Below are 19,754 nucleotides of genomic sequence, written 5' to 3'. Positions count from 1 at the left end.
CAGAATCTCGCAACCTTTCATCGCGCTGACAACTAATTGCTATCGCCGACGGCTCGCCCGCCTATTCTGGCAAAAAGACCCGTTTCAAACTCCATGGAACGGAAATTGCTTCGATCAAGGCGAAGGAAAAAGCGATGGCGATGGACGAAATTCTCGACGGCCTCTCGGAAGTGTCGTGCGATGTCTTGGTGATCGGCGGCGGCACCGCGGGGCCGATGGCCGCGCTGAAGGCCAAGCTGAAAAATCCCAAGGCCAATGTGGTCCTGCTCGAGAAGGCCAATGTGAAGCGCTCCGGCGCGATCTCCATGGGCATGGACGGGCTCAACAATGCCGTCATTCCGGGCTACGCCACGCCCGAGCAGTACACCAAGGAAATCACCATCGCCAATGACGGCATCGTCGATCAGAAGGCGGTCTACAAATATGCCGAGCGCTGCTACTCGATCATCGAGGAACTCGACAGTTTCGGCATTCGCTTTCTCAAGAACGAGAACGGCGACTTCGCCGTCAAGAAGGTCCACCACATCGGAACCTATGTGCTGCCGATGCCGAATGGCGAGACCGTCAAGAAGGCGCTCTACCGCCAATTGCGGCGCGCCCGCATCCTGATTTCCAACCGCTACATGGCGACCCGCCTGTTGACCGGCAACGACGGCCGCATCGCCGGGGCGATCGGCGTCAACACAAGGACCGCGGAGATCCTGGTGATCAAGGCGAAATCCGTGATCCTGTGCATGGGAGCCGCCGGCCGGCTCGGATTGCCGACCTCAGGCTACATGTTCGGCACCTACGAGAACGCCGCCAATTCCGGCGACGGCTACGCCATGGCCTATCACGCGGGCGCCGCGCTCGCGAACCTCGAATGCTTCCAGATCAACCCGCTGATCAAGGACTATAACGGCCCCGCCTGCGCCTATGTCGCCGGCCCGTTCGGCGCCTACACCGCCAACAACGAGGGCGCCCGCTTTATCGAATGCGATTACTGGTCCGGCCAGATGATGCTCGAATTCTACAACGAGCTGCAGTCCGGCAAGGGACCGGTCTTCCTCAAGCTCAACCATCTTCATGAAGATACCATCAGCGAGATCGAGACCACGTTGCACAAGGTCGAGCGTCCGACGCGCGGGCTGTTTCACGAGGGCCGCGGCACCGACTATCGCGAGGAACCGATCGAGATGCACATCTCCGAAATCGGCTTCTGCTCCGGGCACAGCGCTTCCGGCGTGTTCGTCGATGATTTCGCCCGAACCACGATCCCCGGTCTCTATGCCGCCGGCGATATGGCCAGCGTACCCCACAACTACATGCTCGGCGCCTTCACCAACGGATCGGCGGCCGGCGAACATGCGATGGAATACGCCGACAGCACCGACTTTGCGAAATTCGACGCCGGCGACGTCGAGCGGGAACGCGAACGCGTGATGGCGCCGACCAAACGTGAGGACGGCATCCCGCCGAACCAGGTCGAGTACAAGGCGCGCCGTCTGGTCAACGACTATCTGCAGCCGCCGAAGGTGACGCGCAAGTTCGAGCTCGGACAGCGCCGCCTCGCCGAAGTTCGCGACGACATGGAAAACCGGATGATCGCGCGCAATTCGCACGAACTGCTGCGCGCGCTCGAGACCCAGTCGATCGTCGACTGCGCCGATATGGCGGCGCATGCCTCGCTGTACCGCACCGAAAGCCGCTGGGGCCTCTATCACCTGCGCACCGACTATCCCGAAAAGGACAACGAGAACTGGTTCTGCCACACGCTGTTGAGCAAGAAGGACGGCAAGATGACCAGCGAAAAGCGCGCGGTCGAGCCCTACATCGTTCCGATCGCCGACGAGGAAAAGGACCTGTACGACAAGCAGCGCGTGCGCGCTTCCGCCTGACATTCACCTCTAATTCGCATCCTGGAGCCGACCGATGCCGCTAGCCAGTTACCAAACCTCCGTTCCCGTCGTGGTCGACGAGGCCAAATGCATTGCCGACAAGGGCTGCACGGTCTGCGTCGATGTGTGCCCGCTCGACGTGCTGCGCATCAGCGACATGACCGGCAAGGCCTACATGGCCTACGACGAATGCTGGTATTGCATGCCGTGCGAGGCCGATTGCCCGACCGACGCGGTCAAGGTCAACATTCCCTATCTGTTGAGGTGATCTATGGCAGACCCGTTCGAAGCCTATGACGATCTCGACGACATCGACGACCGCCTGCACGCCGCCGACGCCGGCGAACGCCGCGTGGCGATCATCGCGCTGGCCAATTCCGGTGACCCCGGGGCGGTGGCGCATCTCGATCGAATGACGGCCGACCCGGATCCCGGCGTGCGCCAGCAGGTCGGCCTCGCGCTCGGCGAGTTCGACGGGGCCGATACTGCGGCGGCGCTCGCCAAGCTCGTGGTCGATCCCGAACAGGCGGTGGCGACCGCCGCGGCCACTGCCATGGCGGAACTCAAGGATCCCGACAGCGCCGATCCGATCCTGCCGCTGGTCAATCATTCCCACGCCTTCGTCAGGATGGCCGCACTGCGCGCGCTGAAGGAGCTGCGGCGCAAGGATTCGCTCAAACCCGCACTCGATGCGCTACGCGATGTCGACGCCTCGGTCCGGGTACAGGCGGTCGGCGTCATCGGCTTTCTCAAGATGGAAGAATCGATCCCTGCTCTGACCGCTGCGACTTCGGATCCGGACCCGCATGTCCGCCGCGCCGCGGTGAGTGCGCTGGCGTTCTCGCAGATGAAATCCGCCACCGATTCCATTACCCGCGCGCTGGCCGACGGTGACTGGATGGTGCGGGAAATCGCCGCCGAGACGCTCGGCACCAACGTCCACGGCCTGCAGGCGGCCGACTCGCTGATCAATTGCCTGAACGACGAATTCTGGCAGGTGCGGCTGAAAGCGGTGCGCAGCCTCGGCAAGATGAAGGTCGCCCGTGCGGTGAATGCGATCGGCGGCTGCGTCGTCCATCCGCAGGCCAACCTGCGAAAGGAAAGCGCCGCCGCGCTAGGCGAGATCGCCGATCCCGCCGGCGAAAAATTCCTGGCGCCGATCATGGAGGATGCCGATCCGGAGGTGCGCAAGAATGCGCGCTGGGCGATGCAGCGGATCCAGTCCGGCAAGAGCGCTACCGGATCGTGATCATGGCGGCCTGCGCGGCCGAGCAAATGGTGGGGTGCTTATACCGAGTGAAAATCTGCGCTTGACTATAATACGTACGTACGTATTATGCCTTCCATGCCAAAACCATCGCTCAAAGACACAATTCTCGATGCCGGCCTGAAGACGATGTTCCGCACCGGCTACAACGGCACAAGCGTGCGCGACATTGCCGCCGCGGCGGGCGCGCCCCAGGGCTCATTCACCAACCACTTCCGCAGCAAGGAGGCGTTCGCGCGCGAGGTGCTCGACCGCTATTTCGCACATGTCAAAGGATGCGTGGCCCAGGCGCTGAATGACAAGTCGCTGACGCCACGCCAGCGCCTAAGGCGCTATCTCGACATCATCACCGGCAGGCTGGAAGGCGACAATTGGAGCCGCGGCTGCCTGATCGGCGACCTGAGCCTTGAGACCTCGAGCAGCAGCGAGGCGCTCCGTGCGCGGCTGGACGAGATTTTTCAGGAGTGGCGCGCCCCGTTTGCCGCCTGCATTGCCGAGGCCCAAGCAGGGCGCGAAATCGACGACGCGTTCAATCCCAACGACCTGGCCGAGTTTCTGCTCACGTCCTGGCAGGGGGCCATCCTGCGCATGAAGGTCGAGCGCAGCCCGGCCTCACTCGAGCGCTTCAAGTCGATCGTTTTTTCAACTGTCCTGAAGGAGGTGGAGCAATGACTAACCGTTTGGAGATCGAAGTGAGCACGCGCGAGGTGCTCGGCACCACGATGGCGTTTCGTGAAGCCGGTGCGGCTAACGCGCCTGTCGTGCTGTTCCTGCACGGCAACCCAACTTCCTCCTACATCTGGCGAAACATTATCCCGCTTGTCGAATCCGTGGGGCATTGCATTGCCCCGGACCTTGTCGGATTCGGACAATCAGGACGCCCAGACCTGGATTACCGTTTTGCCGACCACGTGCGCTACCTCGACGCATTCATCGACAGCCTCGGCGTTCAATCTGCCTATCTGGTGGCGCAAGACTGGGGCACCGCGCTCGCCTTCCATCTAGCCGCACGCAGGCCGAATTTCGTGCGTGGCCTCGCCTTCATGGAGTTCATCCGCCCAATGGCCTCATGGGAGGACTTCCATCAGACAGCGGTTGCACGGGAGACGTTCAGGAAATTCCGGACGCCGGGCGTCGGCGAGCAGATGGTGCTCGAGGCCAACGCATTCGTCGAACGCGTGCTGCCGGGCTCGATCGTTCGAAAGCTCGCCGATGACGAACTTGCCGCCTATCGTGCGCCATTCCCCACAGCAGAAAGCCGCAAGCCAGTTCTTGCTCTGCCGCGCGAACTCCCGATAGCGGGTGAGCCTTCGGACGTTCACGCAATGCTTGAGACTGCTCACGCAGCGCTAAAGACCGCGCAATATCCGAAGCTGTTGTTCACCGGCGAGCCCGGGGCACTCGTCTCGCCGGCGTTCGGACGCGAATTTGCCGCTTCGCTGCGGCATTGCAGCGTGATGAATCTCGGATCCGGACTGCACTACCTGCAGGAGGATCATCCTGATGCAATAGGTCGCGCGCTTGCAGGATGGATCGCGGGAATCGAAGCCACCCGAGCGATTTCTGTATTGCCTGCCGCGGCGTGAACGCTGAAGCCAGTAGGAGGAGGTCATCATGACGGACGTATCCATCATCTATTGTCGTCCCTGCGGCTATGAGAAGCGCGCCAAGGAGGTTGCGATGGCGCTGCAGCGGCAGCTTGGAATTGTTGCAGACCTCGTGCCCGGCAAGGGTGGCGTGTTCGAAGTGTCGGTCGGCGGCAAGCCCGTGGCCCGGCGCCTGAAGGGCCATTTTCCGGACGCCGCCGAGATCGTCGCAGCGGTCCGCGCGCAGGGCGCAAGATGAGGTCATGCGATGACAATCACCTGGAGCAACAGTCGAGTCGGCGTCGATTGGCAGGAGCTTGCGGCGGTCTACCGCGCGGCGCCGCTCGGAGACAAGAACGCAGCCGACCTGGAGATCGTCTTCAGCAACAGTAGGTTCTGTTGCTTTGTCTCTGACGGAAACCGGCTTGTTGGTGCGGGCCGGGTCCTGGCGGATGGTCGTGATTGCGCCTACCTCTGCGACATCGCGGTCTTGCCGAGTCATCAGGGACTTGGGCTAGGAAAAGAGATTGTCGCCAGGCTCGTCGCGCAGTCGCAATCACACGCAAAGATAATCCTCTATTCAGTCCCAGGCCGCGAGCCGTTCTATGCAAAGCTCGGATTTTTGAGGATGAAGACAGCAATGGCAATCTTCAGAGATCGCGAGTCCGCGCTTGAGCGAGGCCATTTAGTCGAAACTTGATCTTGTCGGACTCCACACCTGGTCGTGGTCCTCACTGACACATCAGGCCGCCAGCGCCTTCATCTCCGCGTAGAGATCGGATTTTCCTTCGAAGCCGATGCCCGGCAAATCCGGCATGGTGATGTGGCCGTTCTCGACGAGGACCCCGTCGGGGAAGCCGCCATAGGGCTGGAACAGGTCAGGATAGCTCTCATTGCCGCCGAGGCCGAGGCCGGCGGCGATGTTGAGCGACATCTGGTGGCCGCCGTGGGGAATGCAGCGGCCCGCCGACCAGCCGCAGGTCTCCAGCACCTTGAGCGTGCGCTGATATTCGCAGAGCCCGTAGGACAGTGCGCAGTCGAACTGCAGCCAGTCGCGGTCGGGCCGCATGCCGCCGTAACGAAGCAGATTGCGCGCGTCCTGGTGACTGAACAGATTCTCGCCGGTCGCCATCGAACCCGGATAGAATTCCGCCAGCGCCGCCTGCAGCTGGAAATCGAGGGGATCGCCGGCCTCCTCGTACCAGAATAGCGGATAGTCGCGCAGCATTTTGGCGTAGGCGATCGCGGTCTCCAGTTCGAAGCGGCCGTTGGCGTCGACCGCGAGCTGCGCCTCGTTGCCAATCTCTTCGAGCACAGCCTCGATGCGCGTGCGGTCTTCCGCAATCGGCGCACCGCCGATCTTCATCTTGACGACATTGTAGCCGCGGTCGAGATAGCTTCGCATCTCGCCGCGCAGCATCGACAGACCCTTGCCGGGATAGTAATAGCCGCCGGCGGCATAGACGAACACGCGCGGGTTCGCCTTGCGGCCGTGACGCTCGGCAAGCAGCCGGAACAGCGGCTTGCCGGCAATCTTCGCCACCGCATCCCACACCGCCATGTCGATGGTGCCGACCGCGACCGAGCGCTCGCCGTGGCCGCCCGGCTTCTCGTTCGACATCAGCGTCGCCCAGACCCTGTCCGGATCGAGATTGTCGCCGGTCTCGTCAAGCAGGGTCTTGGGATCGGCCTCCATCAGGCGCGGCGCAAAACGCTCGCGAATCAATCCGCCCTGCCCGTAACGGCCGTTGGAATTGAAGCCGTAACCGACCACCGGCCTGCCGTCGCGCACCGCATCGGTGACGACGGCGACCAGGCTGGTCGTCATCTTGGTGAAGTCGATATAGGCGTTGCGAATGGGCGAGGAGATCGGCTTGGTGATCTCTCTGATGTCGGTGATGCGGACGGACATGGCGTTTGGCTTTCGGTTCTTCGTCATGCCCGGCCTTGTGCCGGGCATCCACGTCTTAACATGTCGTCGCGAGAAAGACGTGGATGGCCGGGACAGGCCCGGCCATGACGACGTCTGCTGTTGGCTGCATGCGAACCGGCGTCAGGACGGGGCCTTGTCCCGGAAATACGGCTCGACCGGGCCGTGGACCTTGATCGTCAGCGGATTGCCGTAGCGATCCTTGGCGTTGCCCGCGGTCACCCGCACCCAGCCCTCGCTGACGCAATATTCCTCGACGTTGGTCTTCTCGACGCCCTTGAAGCGGATGCCGACGTCGCGCGCGAGCACCTCCTCGTTGTAGTAAGGGCTCCTCGGATCGGTCGACAGGCGGTCGGGCAGTTGATCGGTCATTTGATCTTTCTCGTTCATAGCAGCGCCTCGATTTCCTTCGTCAATCCTTCCGGCGTCGCCGTCGGCGCATGCCGCGCGACCACCTTGCCGGAACGATCGACCAGGAATTTGGTGAAATTCCACTTGATCGACGAGCCGAGCAGGCCGGACTTCTCGCTCTTCAGATAGTTGAACAGCGGGTGCGCGTTATTGCCGTTGACGTCGATCTTGGCAAACATCGGAAAGGTGACGGCGTAGTTGTCGGTGCAGAACTCTCCGATCTGCGCGGCGTCGCCCGGTTCCTGGCCGCCGAACTGGTTGCACGGAAAGCCCAGCACCGAAAAGCCGCGCGGACCGAACGACTGTTGCAGCGCCTCGAGACCCCTGTATTGCGGCGTGAATCCGCACTTGCTCGCGGTATTGACGATCAGGAGAACCTGGCCCTCGAACCGCTTGAGCGGGATGTCCTCGCCTGCGAGCGACTTTGCCGTGAAATCGTGAACGCCAGCCATCAGGTTCTTTCGTCTGAAACAGCCATCAGCCCGCGGGATCGATCGCCGCCGACGGGGTTCCGCCGGCTTCGATCGCCTCGCCGGCAGCGAGGCACAGATCCTCGCGATAACGGCCGGAGACGACTTGCACGCCGACGGGAATGCGGCCCACCAGCCCCGTTGACACGGTCAGCCCCGGCAGCCCCATGAAGGGAATGGCGATTTGCGTCAGCTGCGCGTGCCAGACCCGGGCAAAAGACGCGTCATCGCGCATATCGAGCCCGTCGGGAAACGGCAATTCGCCGGACACCGGCATCAGCAGGACGGCGAATTTCTCGAAGAACTGCAGCCATTCGCGCATCAGCGTCGCGCGCCGCGTCAGTACTTTCGACAAGGTGTCGACGCCGAATGGAAAAACCTTGGTCCGGTTGCCGCGCAGGCAGGCGAGCGCGCCGGGATCGCCTTCGCGCTCGGCCGCCGCCAGTTGTGCTTCAAAGCCGTCGCCGAGCCACAGCTTGGTCTGAAGTTCCGCGGCCTCGCGCAGCGGCGGCAGCGTCTCGATCTGTTCGACCACCCAGCCCGCACGCTCCAGCCGCTTGCCGGCATCCGCAACGGCGGCTTTGACTTCCGCCACCGGATTAAGCCCATCGGGATTGAGGCACAGCGCGGCGCGCTTCGGCATCGCCGGGCCTTCCAGCGGCGCCGGCACCCACCAGGGGTCGCGCGCATCCTTGGCCGACATCGCCGCCAGCGCAATCCTGACATCGCCGATGGTACGCGCAAGCGGACCCGATACCGCTGATATCTGCGGCCCGATCGGACGCTCGGGCAGCGCCGCATTGAAGGCCGCGATGCGCCCGACGGTCGGGCGCAGGCCATGCACGCCGCAGGCATAGGCCGGATAGCGGATCGATCCGGCGATATCGGTGCCGTGCGCGATATGGCCGATGCCGGCGGCGACCGCCGCCCCTGCCCCGCCGGATGAGCCGCCGGGGGTGATGCCGGGATCGCGCGGGTTCTTGGTGTCGCCATGGATCAGGTTGGTGGTGAACCAGCGGTACGAGAATGCCGGGCAGTTGGTGCGCCCGAGAATGACGGCGCCGGCCCGGCGCAGATTGTCGACCACGGGGCTGTTGGATTTCGCGATGGCATCGCGCTGCAGCTTGAGGCCGTTGGTGGTGGCAAACCCTTCCTGATCGATATTGACCTTGACGGTGACCGGCACACCCGCCAGTGGACCCGGGTCTTCGTTGCGCGCGATCGCCGCATCGATGGCGGCGGCCTGCGCCAGCACCTCAGCCGGCCGATGGTCGACCACGGCATTGATCCTGGGATTGACCGCGTCGAGCCGGGCAAGTGCCGCCGAGGCCGCCTCCTTCGCCGAGATCTTCTTCGATTTTACCAGGGCAGCGACATCGGCGGCCGACAGACGCCAGAGATCTTCCATTGCCAACTCCATTTGCTCGATCGCTTGTAGCGCTGCGCGGCAATGGTTGTCGACCCGCCGACGGTCATCATTCCAAGGAGGGTGTCAGCGCAAACGGGAATGACGCCGGGCAATGTCAGTGTCTGGTGGGAGCGCTTTCCGGCCCGTCGAGGATCGCCTCGGTGAACGGAAACTCCAGCACGATCTCGCCCTGGTCGTCGGTCACTTCGAGGATCGCATTGAGCAGGCCGCCCTCCGCGCCTTCGAGCTTGAGCAACTCCCGGATCATGGTGCGCGCCATTTCCCAGGCGCGATCGGGATCGCGCAGTTCCTCACCTTCGGGATCTTCGATCAGTTCATCGCCGATACGGGTGTTGAAAAAATACCGGGGCATAGGGCCAAAACCACTTTCCGTTGAGGGCTCCAGCCGAAACCCGGGATATTTCACAAGTTCTTTATCCGAAGGCCGCCTGCGACCGCAGGCCGAGCCCCCATCTAAAGCCGATGCGAGCGACTTTGAACCCGTTGATCCCACATTGTTTTGACACTGACCTGCACAATCCAGTGATTTCCTTTTGCATTGCAACAAAGTTAGCGCCGCGGTTGTGCGGCAAAAGATTTCGCTGGCGAACTTTTCTTTCCGCAGTAGGCTTGTCGATGAGGGCGGAAATCGTCCGATCTGACAAGGAGAACCAAATGGCCTGGAAAGCCCCGAAGATCGTCGAAGTGCCGGTCGGCATGGAAATCAACATGTATGCGTGCGCCGTCCGGAAGTAAGCGGCTGCGACGGTTTCGTTTGACGTAAGGTGGACCTCCGGGCGTGATACGTTCCCGATGCGGGATCGTGAACGCCGCGGCGTCCACCTTCGTAGCTTTGTAGAAGCGTTGGAATTGCCAGGAGACGAAACATGCTTCGCGTCGTCGTCCTGGGCGCCGCGGCGGGTGGTGGCGTTCCGCAGTGGAATTGCGGATGTCGGGTTTGCCGAAGAGCCCGAACCGAAAATCCCGAACTTCAAAGCACCCAGGCCTCGATTGCGATCAGCGCCGACGGCGAGCACTGGTTTCTGGTCAATGCATCGCCCGACCTGCGCCAGCAACTGATCGCGACCCCGCAGCTGCATCCCAAGGCCGGACAGCTTCGTCACAGCCCGATATCGGGCGTGATCCTGACCAACGGCGAAATCGATGCGGTCGCCGGCCTGCTGTCGATGCGGGAAGGCTCGCCGTTTACAATCTATGCCCACCAGAAGGTGCTTGCGATCCTGAAGTCCAACAGCATCTTCAACGTGCTGGCCGAGAACAACGTGCGGCGCCAGCCGATCGAACCGGACCAGGCCTTCGAACCGGTCTTGCCCGGCGGCGCGCCGTCCGGCATCGAGATCTTGCCATTCGCCGTGGCCGGCAAGGGCGCATGGTATCTGGAAGGCAAGGTTCACCCCGGCGGAGACGACGGTACGGGCGACACGCTCGGGCTTCGCATCGCCGACAAGGTTTCGGGCAAATACTTCTATTTTCTCGCCGCCTGCGCCGATGTCACCGATGACCTCAAATCCCGGCTCGCCGGGGCGCCGCTGATCTTCTTCGATGGCACGGTGTGGCGCGACGACGAGTTGATCGCGGCGGGGCTGGGCAGCAAGACCGGACAAGCCATGGGACATATTGCAATGTCAGGCGATAGCGGCGCGATCGAAGCCTTGTCCGGCCTCGATATCGGCAGGAAAGTGTTTCTGCATATCAACAACTCCAACCCGGCGCTGCTGCACGATTCCGCCGAGCGCCGGCAAGCCGAGCGCGCGGGCTGGCAGATCCCCGCCGATGGAACGGAGATTACGCTGTGAACGCAATGAACCTGAATGGGATGACGGCCTTTTCGCTCGCCGGCAGCGCGCCGCTGAACAGCGCCGAGGAACTCGAAGCCACGCTCCGCCGGATCGGAGCCACCCGCTATCACAACCTGCATCCGTTCCACCGGCTGCTGCACGGCGGCAAACTGACCAAGGGCCAGGTGCAGGCCTGGGCGCTGAACCGCTATTATTACCAGAGCACCATTCCCATCAAGGACGCGGTGGTGATCTCGCGCTTTCGCGACCGCGGCATCCGGCTGGAATGGAGGCACCGGATCGAGGACCATGACGGTGACGTCGGCACCGAAGGCGGCATCGAACGCTGGCTGAAGCTGACCGAGGGACTGGGACTCGACAACGCCTATGTCGAATCCACCGAAGGCATTCTTCCCGCGACGCGCTTTGCGGTAGAGGCCTATGTGCATTTCGTCCGCGACAAGAGCCCGCTGGAGGCCATCGCCTCCTCGCTGACGGAACTGTTCGCGCCGAACCTGCATGAAGAACGCATCGCAGGCATGCTGGCGCATTACGATTTCGTCAATCCTGATATCATGAGTTATTTCAGCCGGCGCCTGACACAGGCGCCGCGCGATGCCAATTTCGCGCTCGCCTACGTCAAGCAGCATGCGGCCACGCCGGCGGAACGCGAGTTGGTCTGCAATGCGCTGATCTTCAAGACCAATGTGCTATGGGTTCAGCTCGACGCGCTGTATCATGCCTATGTCGACGGTCACATACCGCCGGGCGCGTTTGTTCCGAATGACAAATAGAGGCAATCAGCGATGGCAGGCCGCAGCCGCAACATCCGTGTCAGCGAGGCGAGCCGGCCGGTATTGCCACGGCATGCCAGGCTGAAATTCGATGAGACGCGGCAGGTCTGGGTCATCCTGGCACCGGAGCGCGTGCTGGCGCCGGACGAGATCGCGGTGGAAGTGCTGCAGCTCTGCGACGGCGTTTGCAGCGTTGCCGGCATGGTCGACCAACTCGCGGCCAAATACTCCGCCGAGCGCGCCGCGATCTCGGCCGACGTCATCGCCATGCTGCAAGACCTCGCCGACAAGGGGTTCCTCACCGAAGCGCGCGAGAAGACGTCATGAGTCCGACGCTGACCGATGCCCATGTGGTCGCGAGCGACCCCTCCGACGGGCTCGCGGTGCTGGAGGCGCGCGGCTCGACGGCGGAGGCCTTTGGAATTCCGCTCGCAGTGCTCGCCGAGCTGACGCATCGTTGTCCGCTGCAGTGCCCCTATTGCTCCAACCCGGTCGAACTCGACCGCGGCGGCAGCGAGCTGACCACCGAGGAATGGAAGAAGGTTCTCACCGAACTCGCCCAAATCGGCGTACTGCAGGTTCATTTTTCGGGCGGCGAACCCACCGCGCGCAAGGACCTGGCCGAACTGGTGCAGCACGCCAGCGATGTCGGGCTGTACTCCAATCTCATCACTTCGGCCGTGCTGCTGACGCGCGAAAGGCTTTCCGCGCTGGCGGACGCCGGGCTGTGCCACGTGCAGATCAGTTTCCAGGGCAACGAGCCTGTGGTCGCCGATCGGGTGGCCGGCCTCAAACACGCCCATGAGAAGAAGCTCGAAGTTGCGAAGTGGACGCGCGAACTCGATTTGCCGCTGACGGTCAATGCGGTGATGCACCGGCAGAACCTGCATCAGTTGTCCGACATCATCCAGATGGCGGTCGATCTCGATGCCGACCGGCTCGAGGTCGCCAACGTGCAGTATTACGGCTGGGCGCTGAAGAACCGCGCGGCGCTGATGCCGACGCTGGCGCAGATCGAGGAGACCAGCCGCATCGTCGAAGAGGCTCAAACGCGGCTGATGGGCATTCTCGCCATCGACTATGTCGTGCCGGACTATTACGCGCTGCGGCCGAAGAAATGCATGGGCGGCTGGGGCCGGCAGTTCTTCAACATTTCTCCATCAGGCAAGATCCTGCCCTGCCATGCCGCCGAATCCATCACCGGGCTGGAATTCCTGTCGGTACGATCGAATCATTCGATCGCCTGGATCTGGCGGAATTCCGAAGCCTTCAACCGCTATCGCGGCACCGGCTGGATGAAGGAGCCGTGCAAGAGCTGCGAGTTCCGGGAGATCGATTTCGGCGGCTGCCGCTGCCAGGCTTTCGCTCTGTCGGGCGACGCCGGCAATACCGATCCGGCCTGCACGCTGTCGCCGATGCACGAACAGATCTTCAAGCAGGCCGAGATCGAGGCCGCAGCCGGCAACGACCGCTTCATCTATCGAAATTTCGGCGGGGGAATGCCCGAGACGGGCGGCGGCCATGGCGCCTGACGCCGACGCAGGCAAGGCACGCGGCCACCGCTCCGATCCCTTCGCACCGCTGACATCGGAGCTGGTGCCGGTCGGCGATGGCCACGAGATCCACGTCGAGACCGTCGGCCGCGCCGATGGCATTCCGGCGGTCTATCTTCATGGCGGGCCCGGCAGCGGCTGCCAGCCCGACCACCGCCGGCTGTTCGACCCGGAACGCTTTCACGCCGTGCTGTTCGACCAGCGCGGCGCCGGGCGAAGCCGTCCCAAGGGCCGCCGCGACGACAACACGCTGCCGCATCTGATTGCGGATATGGAAACGATCCGCGAGAAATTCGGCTTTCAACACTGGATGATCGTCGGCGGATCCTGGGGCGCGACGCTGGCGTTGGCCTATGCGCAGACACACCCGCAGCGGGTCACGGGCCTCGTGCTGCGCGCGACCTTTCTCGGCACCCGAGGCGAACTCGAAGGCGCCTTCCTCGATGCGCTGCCACGGTTGCATCCCGGTCTCAGCGAAGACTTCCTCAGTGTGCTGCCGCCGGAAGAACGGGCCCAACCGCTCGATGCCTACTTCCGCCGTATTCTCGATTCCGATCCGGCCGTGCACGGCCCCGCCGCCCGCGCCTGGGGCGAGACCGAACGCATCCTTTCCGAACACACCGCAAATCGCGCCCGGCTCGATCCGGCGTCGCTGAATTCGTCCCGCGCCCTGCCCGCGACGCCGTTCATGGAAGCGCATTATTTTCGCAACGATTGCTTCATGCAGCCCGATCAGCTTCTCGATCAGGCCGGCAAGCTCAAGGGGATTCCCGGGATCATCGTGCAAGGCCGCTATGATCTGCTGTGCCCGCCGGCAACCTCGCATGCACTCGCCATGGCGTGGCGCGAAGCCGAAGTGCGTTTGGTCGAAGGCGCCGGCCACTCACTGTATGATCCCGGCGTCAGGGACGCCGTGATGAAGGCGATCGCGGACCTTGCTTCCAAAATCATTCGATAGGGACAATCCAGACATGCCGCTCGCCGGGAAGGGAATGCTGCTGACATCGATGGACATCAATCCGTCCGATGAAGCAGAGTTCAACCGCTGGTACGACCGCGAGCATCTCGAAGAGCGCGTCGCGATTCCCGGTTTCCTCGAGGCCCGGCGCTATGTCGCGCATGACGGCAAGCCGAAATATCTCAGCCTGTATTCCACCGCGACCTTCGATGTGCTCGACAGTCCGGCCTATCGCACCGCGCTGGCCAATCAGACCGACTGGTCGAAAGCCAACATCGCGCGTTTCAAGAACATGATCCGCGCGGTGGCGCGTATCACCATCAGCCGCGGCCAGGGCCGGGGCGCCGCGCTCGGCATCATCCGCCTCCGCCCGGCCGGCGATTTGGAAAAGCTGCGCACCGCATTACGGGAGCAACTTGATCCGCAAGCGCTCGACGGCATCATCTCGATGCATCTGATCGAGAGCGATCCGACGCTGTCACGGCCGATCACCGATGATCCCTCGGCCCCCAATCCCGGCGCCAGCGACTGGTTCGTGCTGATCGATGCCACGGATGTGATTGCGGTCCCGCCGGCTGCCGCGCGCATCGCCGGCAATGCCGCGGTCAAACCGCTGGTGATCACGAACAGCGTCTACAATTTGATGTGGGACCTCGCGAAAAGCGACATTTAGCGTTGCGCTGCACATGCTGCACCGCGACATAACACACGATGGCGCTCATGGCGGCCCAGCTATGAAAGCTGGAGATGAGATAAATTTGGCTTTGTGCACGCTCTGGAATGGCTCTAATAAGATAAGCCTATGATCCAATTCGAAAACCACAAGAACGCCGGCTGAGCGTTCGCGGGCAAAGATAAGGCCGCGCCTTCCTTGAAATCGCGCGGACAAGGTAGGAATGAAACCGACTGATATCTCGGCGCCGGACTACTTTCACAAAGTGGTCGACTGCCAATGGGCCTGTCCCGCGCATACGCCAGTTCCAGAATACATCCGCTTGATTGCTGAAGGCCGCTACGGCGACGCCTACATGATCAATTGGAAATCGAATGTGTTTCCCGGAATTCTGGGGCGCACCTGCGATCGTCCGTGCGAGCCAGCCTGCCGCCGCGGCCGCGTCGAGGAGACGCCGGTGGCGATCTGCCGGCTGAAACGCGTCGCCGCCGACTTCAAGGACGATGTCAAACATCGCATGCCGCGGCCATCGGCGAAGAACGGCAAGCGCATCGCGATCGTCGGCGGCGGTCCCGCCTCGCTGACGGTGGCCCGCGACCTCGCCCCGCTCGGTTATCACTGTACCGTATTCGACCAGGACCCCAAGGCCGGCGGCATGATGCGGACGCAGATTCCGAAGTTCCGGCTGCCGGATTCGGTGATCGACGAGGAAACCGACTACATCCTCAACCTCGGCATCGAGTTCAAGGGTGGCCAGCGCATCGACAGCCTGAAGAAGCTGCTCGGTGAGAACTACGACGCCATCTTCGTCGGCTCCGGCGCGCCGCGTGGCCGCGAACTCGACATTCCCGGCCGCAAGGAAGCCGCCAGCCATATCCATATCGGCATCGAATGGCTGGCTTCGGTCTCGTTCGAGCACACCAGCACGATCGGCAAGCGCGTGATCGTCCTCGGCGGCGGCAATACGGCGATGGACTGCTGCCGCACCGCGCGCCGTCTCGGCGGCGAAGACGTCAAGGTGATCGTGCGTTCCGGCTTCGAGGAAATGAAGGCCTCGCCCTGGGAGAAGGAAGACGCCCTGCATGAGGACATTCCGATCCTCAACTTCATGGTGCCGGTCGCCTTCACCCACGACAACGGCAAGCTCACCGGCGTCACCTTCCAGAAGGTGAAGGCGGAATACGACACTAATGGCCGCCGCAACTTGGTGCCGTCGGGCGAGCCGAACCAGACCATTCCCTGCGACGACGTCCTGGTCGCGGTCGGCCAGGAGAACGCCTTCCCCTGGATCGAGCGCGACTGCGGCGTCGAATTCGACAAGTGGAACATGCCCAAGGTCGACGCCAGGACCATGGGTTCGACCAATCCGAAGGTGTTCTTCGGCGGCGACGCCGCGTTCGGTCCCAAGAACATCATCTGGGCGGTGGCGCATGGCCACGACGCCGCGCTCTCGATCCACCGGCTGCTCTCGGGCGAGGACATTACCGAGCGTCCGCTGCCGGAAGTGCATGTCTCCTCGCAGAAGATGGGCATCCACGAGTGGAGCTACGACAACGACATTTCCCCCGACAAGCGCTACAAGGTGCCGCATCGCGACAAGGTCATCGCGCTGCAGGACATCCGCGCCGAAGTCGAACTCGGCTATGACGTCAAGCTGGCGCTCGGCGAGGCGCACCGCTGCCTGAATTGCGACGTCCAGACCGTGTTCGCGGCGCCCTTGTGCATCGAATGCGACGCCTGCGTCGATATCTGTCCGATGGACTGCATCACCTTTACGGAAAACGGCGAGGAAGCCGATCTGCGGACACGGTTGAAGGCGCCCTCGCTGCATCCGGACCAGGACCTCTACGTTGCTGACGGCCTCAAGACCGGCCGCGTGATGGTGAAGGACGAGGACGTCTGCCTGCATTGCGGGCTGTGCGCCGAACGCTGTCCCACCGGTGCCTGGGACATGCAGAAATACCTCATCGATATGACACACGCAGGTTCATCATGCCCGTCCAAAGCCCGATCAGCAGCGTAAACGACTTCGTCGTCCGCTTCGCCAACGTTAACGGCTCGGGCTCGGCGAGCGCCAACGAAATGTTCGCGCGCTCGATTCTGCGCCACGGCGTGCCGGTGTCGCCGCGCAACATCTTTCCCTCCAACATCCAGGGCCTGCCGACCTGGTACGAGGTGCGGGTCACCGAGGACGGCCATCTCGGCGCCCGCGGCGGCGTCGACATGATGGTGGCGATGAACCCGCAGACCTGGGACAAGGACCTCGCCTCGATCGAGCCGGGCGGCTACCTGTTCTACGATTCGACCAAGCCGATGCCGGCGTCGAAATTCCGCGCCGACATCACCGTGATCGGCGTACCGCTGACCGCCATCACCAACTCGACCTACACCGACCCGCGCCAGCGCCAGCTGTTCAAGAACATCATCTATCTCGGCGCGCTGTGCGCCCTGCTCGACATGGACCCGAAGCTGGTCGAGCAACTGATCGGCGAGCAGTACAAGGGCAAGGAAAAGCTCCTGTCGTCGAACGTCCACGCGCTGCATCTCGGCCGCGACTGGGCGCTGCAGAACCTGAAATGCCCGCTCGGCCTGCGCATCAAGAAGGCCGACAAGGTCGGCGACCGCATCTTCATCGAAGGCAACAACGCAGCAGCCCTTGGCGCGGTCTATGGCGGCGCCACGGTTTGCGCCTGGTATCCGATCACGCCGTCGTCTTCGCTTGCCGACGCCTTCACCAGCTACTGCAAGAAGCTGCGGCACGATCCCGAAACCGGCAAGGCGAAATACGCCATCGTGCAGGGCGAGGACGAACTGGCCTCGATCGGCATCGTGATCGGCGCGTCCTGGAACGGCGCCCGCGCCTTCACCGCCACCTCCGGCCCCGGCATCTCGCTGATGACGGAGTTCATCGGCCTGTCCTATTTCGCCGAAATTCCGGCCGTGATCATGAACGTGCAGCGTGCCGGCCCATCGACCGGCATGCCGACGCGCACCCAGCAATGCGACATCATCGCCTGCGCCTATGCCTCGCACGGCGACACCAAGCACGTGCTGCTGTTGCCGGAAGACCCGGCCGAAGCCTTCGAATTCGCCGCGCAGGCCTTCGATCTCGCCGAGCGGCTGCAGACCACGATCTTCGTGATGCTCGATCTCGACATCGGCATGAACCACCGGCTGTGCCGCCCGCTGAAGTGGGACGACGCCCGGCAGTATGACCGCGGCAAGGTGATGACCGCCGAAATGCTCGACGACGGCCGCGACTTCGGCCGCTACCTCGACGTCGATGGCGACGGCATCCCCTACCGCACCTATCCCGGGACCCACCCGACCAAGGGCTCGTTCTTCACCCGCGGCACCTCGCGCGACCGTTATGCGCGCTATTCCGAGGAAGGCTCGGTCTATGCCGACAACATGCAGCGGCTGGTGCGCAAGTTCGAGACCGCCCAGGACATGGTGCCGCGGCCGCTGCAGGCCAACGCCGCCAAGCCCACCAAATACGGCGTGATCTATTTCGGCTCGACCGCGCCGGCCATGGACGAGGCGATCGGGCTACTGGAGGCGAACGGGCATCAGCTTGACCGCTTGAGGATCCGCGCCTTCCCGTTCCATTCCAGCGTCGCGAGCTTCATCGCCGACCACGACTTCGTCTATGTGGTCGAGCAGAACCGCGACGCGCAGCTGCGCTCGCTGATCGTCAACGAGAACGGCATCGATCCGGTCCGGCTGGTTCCGATCCTGCATTACGACGGCACGCCGATTACCGCGCGCTTCATCGCCGGCGCCATCGGCGACCACCAGGACCAGCTCAAGCTGACCCCGCTCCGCAAGGTGAAGTCATGACCTATATCGCCAAGCCGAAATTCCATCATCCCGGCCTGCCCAAGAACGATCTCGGCTTCACCCACCGGGATTACGAGGGCAAGATCTCGACGCTGTGCGCCGGCTGCGGCCATGACTCGATCACCGCCTCGATCATCGAGGCCTGTTTCGAGCTATCGATCGAGCCGCATCGCGTCGCCAAGATTTCCGGCATCGGCTGCTCCTCGAAGACGCCCGATTATTTCCTTGGCAATTCGCACGGCTTCAATTCGGTGCACGGCCGGATGCCGTCGGTACTGACCGGCGCCAATCTCGCCAACCGCGACCTGATCTATCTCGGCGTCTCCGGCGACGGCGATTCGGCCTCGATCGGCTTCGGCCAGTTCGCGCATTCGATCCGGCGCGGCGTCAACATGACTTATATCGTCGAGAACAACGGCGTCTACGGTCTGACCAAGGGCCAGTTCTCGGCCACCGCCGACCGCGGCTCGAAGTCCAAGAAGGGCGTGACCAATACCGACAACGCCATCGATCTCGTGGCGATCGCGTTGCAGCTCGGCGCGAGCTTCGTGGCGCGCGGCTTCTCCGGCGACAAGACCCAGTTGGTGCCGCTGATCGCCGCCGCGATCCAGCACAAGGGCGCGGCGTTCATCGACGTGATCAGCCCCTGCATCGCCTTCAACAACCACGCCGGCTCGACCAAGAGCTTCGATTACGTGCGCGAACACAACGATGCGGTGAACCGCCTCGACGTCATCACCGGCCGCGAACCGATCTCGGTGGATTACGCGCCGGGCACGGTGCAGTTGGTCGAGCAGCACGACGGCTCCAGGATCGCGCTACGCAAGATCGATGCCGATTACGACGCGCACGATCGCGGCGGGGCGATGACGTTCCTGCAGAAGCACGCCGCCAAGGGCCAGATCGTCACCGGGCTATTGTACGTCGATCCCGAGTCGGACGACCTGCACAGCCATCTCGACACCGTGGAAACGCCGCTCAACACGCTCGAAGCAAAAGACCTCTGCCCCGGCACCACCGCGCTCGACAGGATTAACGCCAGCCTGCGCTAGGGCATCGTCCAACGCCGCGGCAGGACCGTCGTCCGGTCTCGGGCCGCCGGCATTCCCCGCTCCATCGGGGGAGCGGTGATTGAACGTCCCCCATACCAGCCGCGACCAAAGCATTGACCCGGCGTGCCTGGAACGC

General features: G+C 63.1%; 22 protein-coding genes. 17 read left to right on the top strand and 5 right to left on the bottom strand.

The window, feature by feature from the left end:
- Window positions 1-134 precede the first annotated feature (134 nt).
- From KMZ68_RS06605 to KMZ68_RS06575, 7 genes are all read left to right on the top strand, one after another.
- Window positions 135-1,877: a fumarate reductase/succinate dehydrogenase flavoprotein subunit gene (locus KMZ68_RS06605; RefSeq protein WP_215615029.1), complete on the top strand. Its 1,743-nt coding sequence runs from the start codon at window positions 135-137 to the stop codon at window positions 1,875-1,877.
- Between the two features lie 34 nt (window positions 1,878-1,911).
- On the top strand, window positions 1,912-2,145 hold the full coding sequence (locus tag KMZ68_RS06600) for a 4Fe-4S dicluster domain-containing protein (RefSeq protein ID WP_215615028.1): 234 nt from the start codon (window positions 1,912-1,914) through the stop codon (window positions 2,143-2,145).
- A gap of 3 nt (window positions 2,146-2,148) precedes the next feature.
- Window positions 2,149-3,126 (top strand): HEAT repeat domain-containing protein, encoded by a 978-nt coding sequence (locus tag KMZ68_RS06595; RefSeq protein ID WP_215615027.1) that lies wholly within the window; start codon window positions 2,149-2,151, stop codon window positions 3,124-3,126.
- A 96-nt stretch (window positions 3,127-3,222) separates the two neighbouring features.
- On the top strand, window positions 3,223-3,816 hold the full coding sequence (locus KMZ68_RS06590; RefSeq protein WP_215615026.1) for a TetR/AcrR family transcriptional regulator: 594 nt from the start codon (window positions 3,223-3,225) through the stop codon (window positions 3,814-3,816).
- Complete coding sequence (locus tag KMZ68_RS06585) at window positions 3,813-4,730, top strand: haloalkane dehalogenase (RefSeq protein WP_215615025.1); 918 nt, start codon at window positions 3,813-3,815, stop codon at window positions 4,728-4,730. Before KMZ68_RS06590 ends, KMZ68_RS06585 begins: the two co-directional genes overlap by 4 nt.
- 28 nt (window positions 4,731-4,758) lie before the next feature.
- Window positions 4,759-4,989 carry a SelT/SelW/SelH family protein gene (locus KMZ68_RS06580; protein WP_215615024.1) on the top strand — a complete coding sequence of 77 codons (231 nt, stop codon included), beginning with the start codon at window positions 4,759-4,761 and terminating at the stop codon, window positions 4,987-4,989.
- Window positions 4,990-4,998: 9 nt separating this feature from the next.
- The gene (locus KMZ68_RS06575) at window positions 4,999-5,430 is read left to right on the top strand and encodes a GNAT family N-acetyltransferase (protein ID WP_215615023.1); all 432 of its coding nucleotides are present in this window, start codon (window positions 4,999-5,001) and stop codon (window positions 5,428-5,430) included.
- 42 nt (window positions 5,431-5,472) lie between these two features.
- On the opposite strand, the gene KMZ68_RS06570 is transcribed toward KMZ68_RS06575, so the two are convergent.
- From KMZ68_RS06570 to KMZ68_RS06550, 5 genes are all read right to left on the bottom strand, one after another.
- Window positions 5,473-6,642 (bottom strand): mandelate racemase/muconate lactonizing enzyme family protein, encoded by a 1,170-nt coding sequence (locus tag KMZ68_RS06570; RefSeq protein WP_215615022.1) that lies wholly within the window; start codon window positions 6,640-6,642, stop codon window positions 5,473-5,475.
- 141 nt (window positions 6,643-6,783) lie between these two features.
- A complete protein-coding gene (locus KMZ68_RS06565; RefSeq protein ID WP_371737109.1) occupies window positions 6,784-7,032 on the bottom strand; it encodes a DUF3297 family protein in 249 nt (82 codons plus the stop codon).
- A gap of 14 nt (window positions 7,033-7,046) precedes the next feature.
- A complete protein-coding gene (locus tag KMZ68_RS06560; protein ID WP_215615021.1) occupies window positions 7,047-7,523 on the bottom strand; it encodes a glutathione peroxidase in 477 nt (158 codons plus the stop codon).
- Window positions 7,524-7,548: 25 nt separating this feature from the next.
- Entirely contained in the window at window positions 7,549-8,949 is a 1,401-nt protein-coding gene (locus tag KMZ68_RS06555) for an amidase family protein (RefSeq protein ID WP_215615020.1), read from the bottom strand.
- A 115-nt stretch (window positions 8,950-9,064) separates the two neighbouring features.
- A complete protein-coding gene (locus KMZ68_RS06550; RefSeq protein ID WP_215615019.1) occupies window positions 9,065-9,322 on the bottom strand; it encodes a DUF6894 family protein in 258 nt (85 codons plus the stop codon).
- A gap of 302 nt (window positions 9,323-9,624) precedes the next feature.
- Between KMZ68_RS06550 and pqqA the strand changes: the two genes are divergently transcribed.
- From pqqA to KMZ68_RS06500, 10 genes are all read left to right on the top strand, one after another.
- Complete coding sequence (gene pqqA / locus KMZ68_RS06545) at window positions 9,625-9,705, top strand: pyrroloquinoline quinone precursor peptide PqqA (RefSeq protein WP_215616223.1); 81 nt, start codon at window positions 9,625-9,627, stop codon at window positions 9,703-9,705.
- Between the two features lie 131 nt (window positions 9,706-9,836).
- On the top strand, window positions 9,837-10,766 hold the full coding sequence (pqqB, locus tag KMZ68_RS06540) for a pyrroloquinoline quinone biosynthesis protein PqqB (protein ID WP_215615018.1): 930 nt from the start codon (window positions 9,837-9,839) through the stop codon (window positions 10,764-10,766).
- Between the two features lie 11 nt (window positions 10,767-10,777).
- Window positions 10,778-11,542 (top strand): pyrroloquinoline-quinone synthase PqqC, encoded by a 765-nt coding sequence (gene pqqC / locus KMZ68_RS06535; protein WP_215616222.1) that lies wholly within the window; start codon window positions 10,778-10,780, stop codon window positions 11,540-11,542.
- Window positions 11,543-11,554: 12 nt separating this feature from the next.
- Window positions 11,555-11,869 (top strand): pyrroloquinoline quinone biosynthesis peptide chaperone PqqD, encoded by a 315-nt coding sequence (pqqD, locus tag KMZ68_RS06530; protein WP_215615017.1) that lies wholly within the window; start codon window positions 11,555-11,557, stop codon window positions 11,867-11,869.
- The gene (gene pqqE / locus KMZ68_RS06525) at window positions 11,866-13,074 is read left to right on the top strand and encodes a pyrroloquinoline quinone biosynthesis protein PqqE (RefSeq protein WP_215615016.1); all 1,209 of its coding nucleotides are present in this window, start codon (window positions 11,866-11,868) and stop codon (window positions 13,072-13,074) included. The genes pqqD and pqqE overlap by 4 nt, the downstream gene beginning before the upstream one ends.
- Window positions 13,064-14,053 carry a prolyl aminopeptidase gene (gene pip / locus KMZ68_RS06520; protein WP_215615015.1) on the top strand — a complete coding sequence of 330 codons (990 nt, stop codon included), beginning with the start codon at window positions 13,064-13,066 and terminating at the stop codon, window positions 14,051-14,053. Before pqqE ends, pip begins: the two co-directional genes overlap by 11 nt.
- A gap of 13 nt (window positions 14,054-14,066) precedes the next feature.
- Window positions 14,067-14,726 (top strand): DUF4286 family protein, encoded by a 660-nt coding sequence (locus KMZ68_RS06515; protein WP_215615014.1) that lies wholly within the window; start codon window positions 14,067-14,069, stop codon window positions 14,724-14,726.
- Between the two features lie 223 nt (window positions 14,727-14,949).
- Window positions 14,950-16,749, top strand: a complete 1,800-nt coding sequence (locus KMZ68_RS06510) for an FAD-dependent oxidoreductase (protein ID WP_215615013.1) — start codon at window positions 14,950-14,952, stop codon at window positions 16,747-16,749.
- Window positions 16,719-18,566 carry a 2-oxoacid:acceptor oxidoreductase subunit alpha gene (locus KMZ68_RS06505; RefSeq protein WP_215615012.1) on the top strand — a complete coding sequence of 616 codons (1,848 nt, stop codon included), beginning with the start codon at window positions 16,719-16,721 and terminating at the stop codon, window positions 18,564-18,566. The genes KMZ68_RS06510 and KMZ68_RS06505 overlap by 31 nt, the downstream gene beginning before the upstream one ends.
- Window positions 18,563-19,618 (top strand): 2-oxoacid:ferredoxin oxidoreductase subunit beta, encoded by a 1,056-nt coding sequence (locus KMZ68_RS06500; protein WP_215615011.1) that lies wholly within the window; start codon window positions 18,563-18,565, stop codon window positions 19,616-19,618. Before KMZ68_RS06505 ends, KMZ68_RS06500 begins: the two co-directional genes overlap by 4 nt.
- Window positions 19,619-19,754 lie beyond the last annotated feature (136 nt).

The sequence above is a fragment of the Bradyrhizobium sediminis genome, assembly GCF_018736105.1.
Lineage (GTDB): Bacteria > Pseudomonadota > Alphaproteobacteria > Rhizobiales > Xanthobacteraceae > Bradyrhizobium.
Note: the sequence above shows the minus strand (reverse complement) of the source record. Positions and strands in the feature narration are given on the sequence as shown.

Excerpts from the sequence above, each read along its gene's own strand:
- KMZ68_RS06600 (WP_215615028.1), top strand. The coding sequence starts at position 1,912 with ATGCCGCTAGCCAGTTACCAAACCTCCGTTCCCGTCGTGGTCGACGAG.
- KMZ68_RS06500 (WP_215615011.1), top strand. The coding sequence starts at position 18,563 with ATGACCTATATCGCCAAGCCGAAATTCCATCATCCCGGCCTGCCCAAG.
- KMZ68_RS06565 (WP_371737109.1), bottom strand. The coding sequence starts at position 7,032 with ATGACCGATCAACTGCCCGACCGCCTGTCGACCGATCCGAGGAGCCCT.
- KMZ68_RS06555 (WP_215615020.1), bottom strand. The coding sequence starts at position 8,949 with ATGGAAGATCTCTGGCGTCTGTCGGCCGCCGATGTCGCTGCCCTGGTA.
- KMZ68_RS06605 (WP_215615029.1), top strand. The coding sequence starts at position 135 with ATGGCGATGGACGAAATTCTCGACGGCCTCTCGGAAGTGTCGTGCGAT.
- KMZ68_RS06595 (WP_215615027.1), top strand. The coding sequence starts at position 2,149 with ATGGCAGACCCGTTCGAAGCCTATGACGATCTCGACGACATCGACGAC.
- KMZ68_RS06570 (WP_215615022.1), bottom strand. The coding sequence starts at position 6,642 with ATGTCCGTCCGCATCACCGACATCAGAGAGATCACCAAGCCGATCTCC.
- pqqA (WP_215616223.1), top strand. The coding sequence starts at position 9,625 with ATGGCCTGGAAAGCCCCGAAGATCGTCGAAGTGCCGGTCGGCATGGAA.
- pqqB (WP_215615018.1), top strand. The coding sequence starts at position 9,837 with ATGCTTCGCGTCGTCGTCCTGGGCGCCGCGGCGGGTGGTGGCGTTCCG.
- KMZ68_RS06580 (WP_215615024.1), top strand. The coding sequence starts at position 4,759 with ATGACGGACGTATCCATCATCTATTGTCGTCCCTGCGGCTATGAGAAG.
- KMZ68_RS06515 (WP_215615014.1), top strand. The coding sequence starts at position 14,067 with ATGCCGCTCGCCGGGAAGGGAATGCTGCTGACATCGATGGACATCAAT.
- pqqD (WP_215615017.1), top strand. The coding sequence starts at position 11,555 with ATGGCAGGCCGCAGCCGCAACATCCGTGTCAGCGAGGCGAGCCGGCCG.
- KMZ68_RS06510 (WP_215615013.1), top strand. The coding sequence starts at position 14,950 with ATGAAACCGACTGATATCTCGGCGCCGGACTACTTTCACAAAGTGGTC.
- KMZ68_RS06575 (WP_215615023.1), top strand. The coding sequence starts at position 4,999 with ATGACAATCACCTGGAGCAACAGTCGAGTCGGCGTCGATTGGCAGGAG.
- KMZ68_RS06505 (WP_215615012.1), top strand. The coding sequence starts at position 16,719 with ATGCCCGTCCAAAGCCCGATCAGCAGCGTAAACGACTTCGTCGTCCGC.
- KMZ68_RS06590 (WP_215615026.1), top strand. The coding sequence starts at position 3,223 with ATGCCAAAACCATCGCTCAAAGACACAATTCTCGATGCCGGCCTGAAG.
- KMZ68_RS06550 (WP_215615019.1), bottom strand. The coding sequence starts at position 9,322 with ATGCCCCGGTATTTTTTCAACACCCGTATCGGCGATGAACTGATCGAA.
- pqqE (WP_215615016.1), top strand. The coding sequence starts at position 11,866 with ATGAGTCCGACGCTGACCGATGCCCATGTGGTCGCGAGCGACCCCTCC.
- pip (WP_215615015.1), top strand. The coding sequence starts at position 13,064 with ATGGCGCCTGACGCCGACGCAGGCAAGGCACGCGGCCACCGCTCCGAT.
- KMZ68_RS06585 (WP_215615025.1), top strand. The coding sequence starts at position 3,813 with ATGACTAACCGTTTGGAGATCGAAGTGAGCACGCGCGAGGTGCTCGGC.
- KMZ68_RS06560 (WP_215615021.1), bottom strand. The coding sequence starts at position 7,523 with ATGGCTGGCGTTCACGATTTCACGGCAAAGTCGCTCGCAGGCGAGGAC.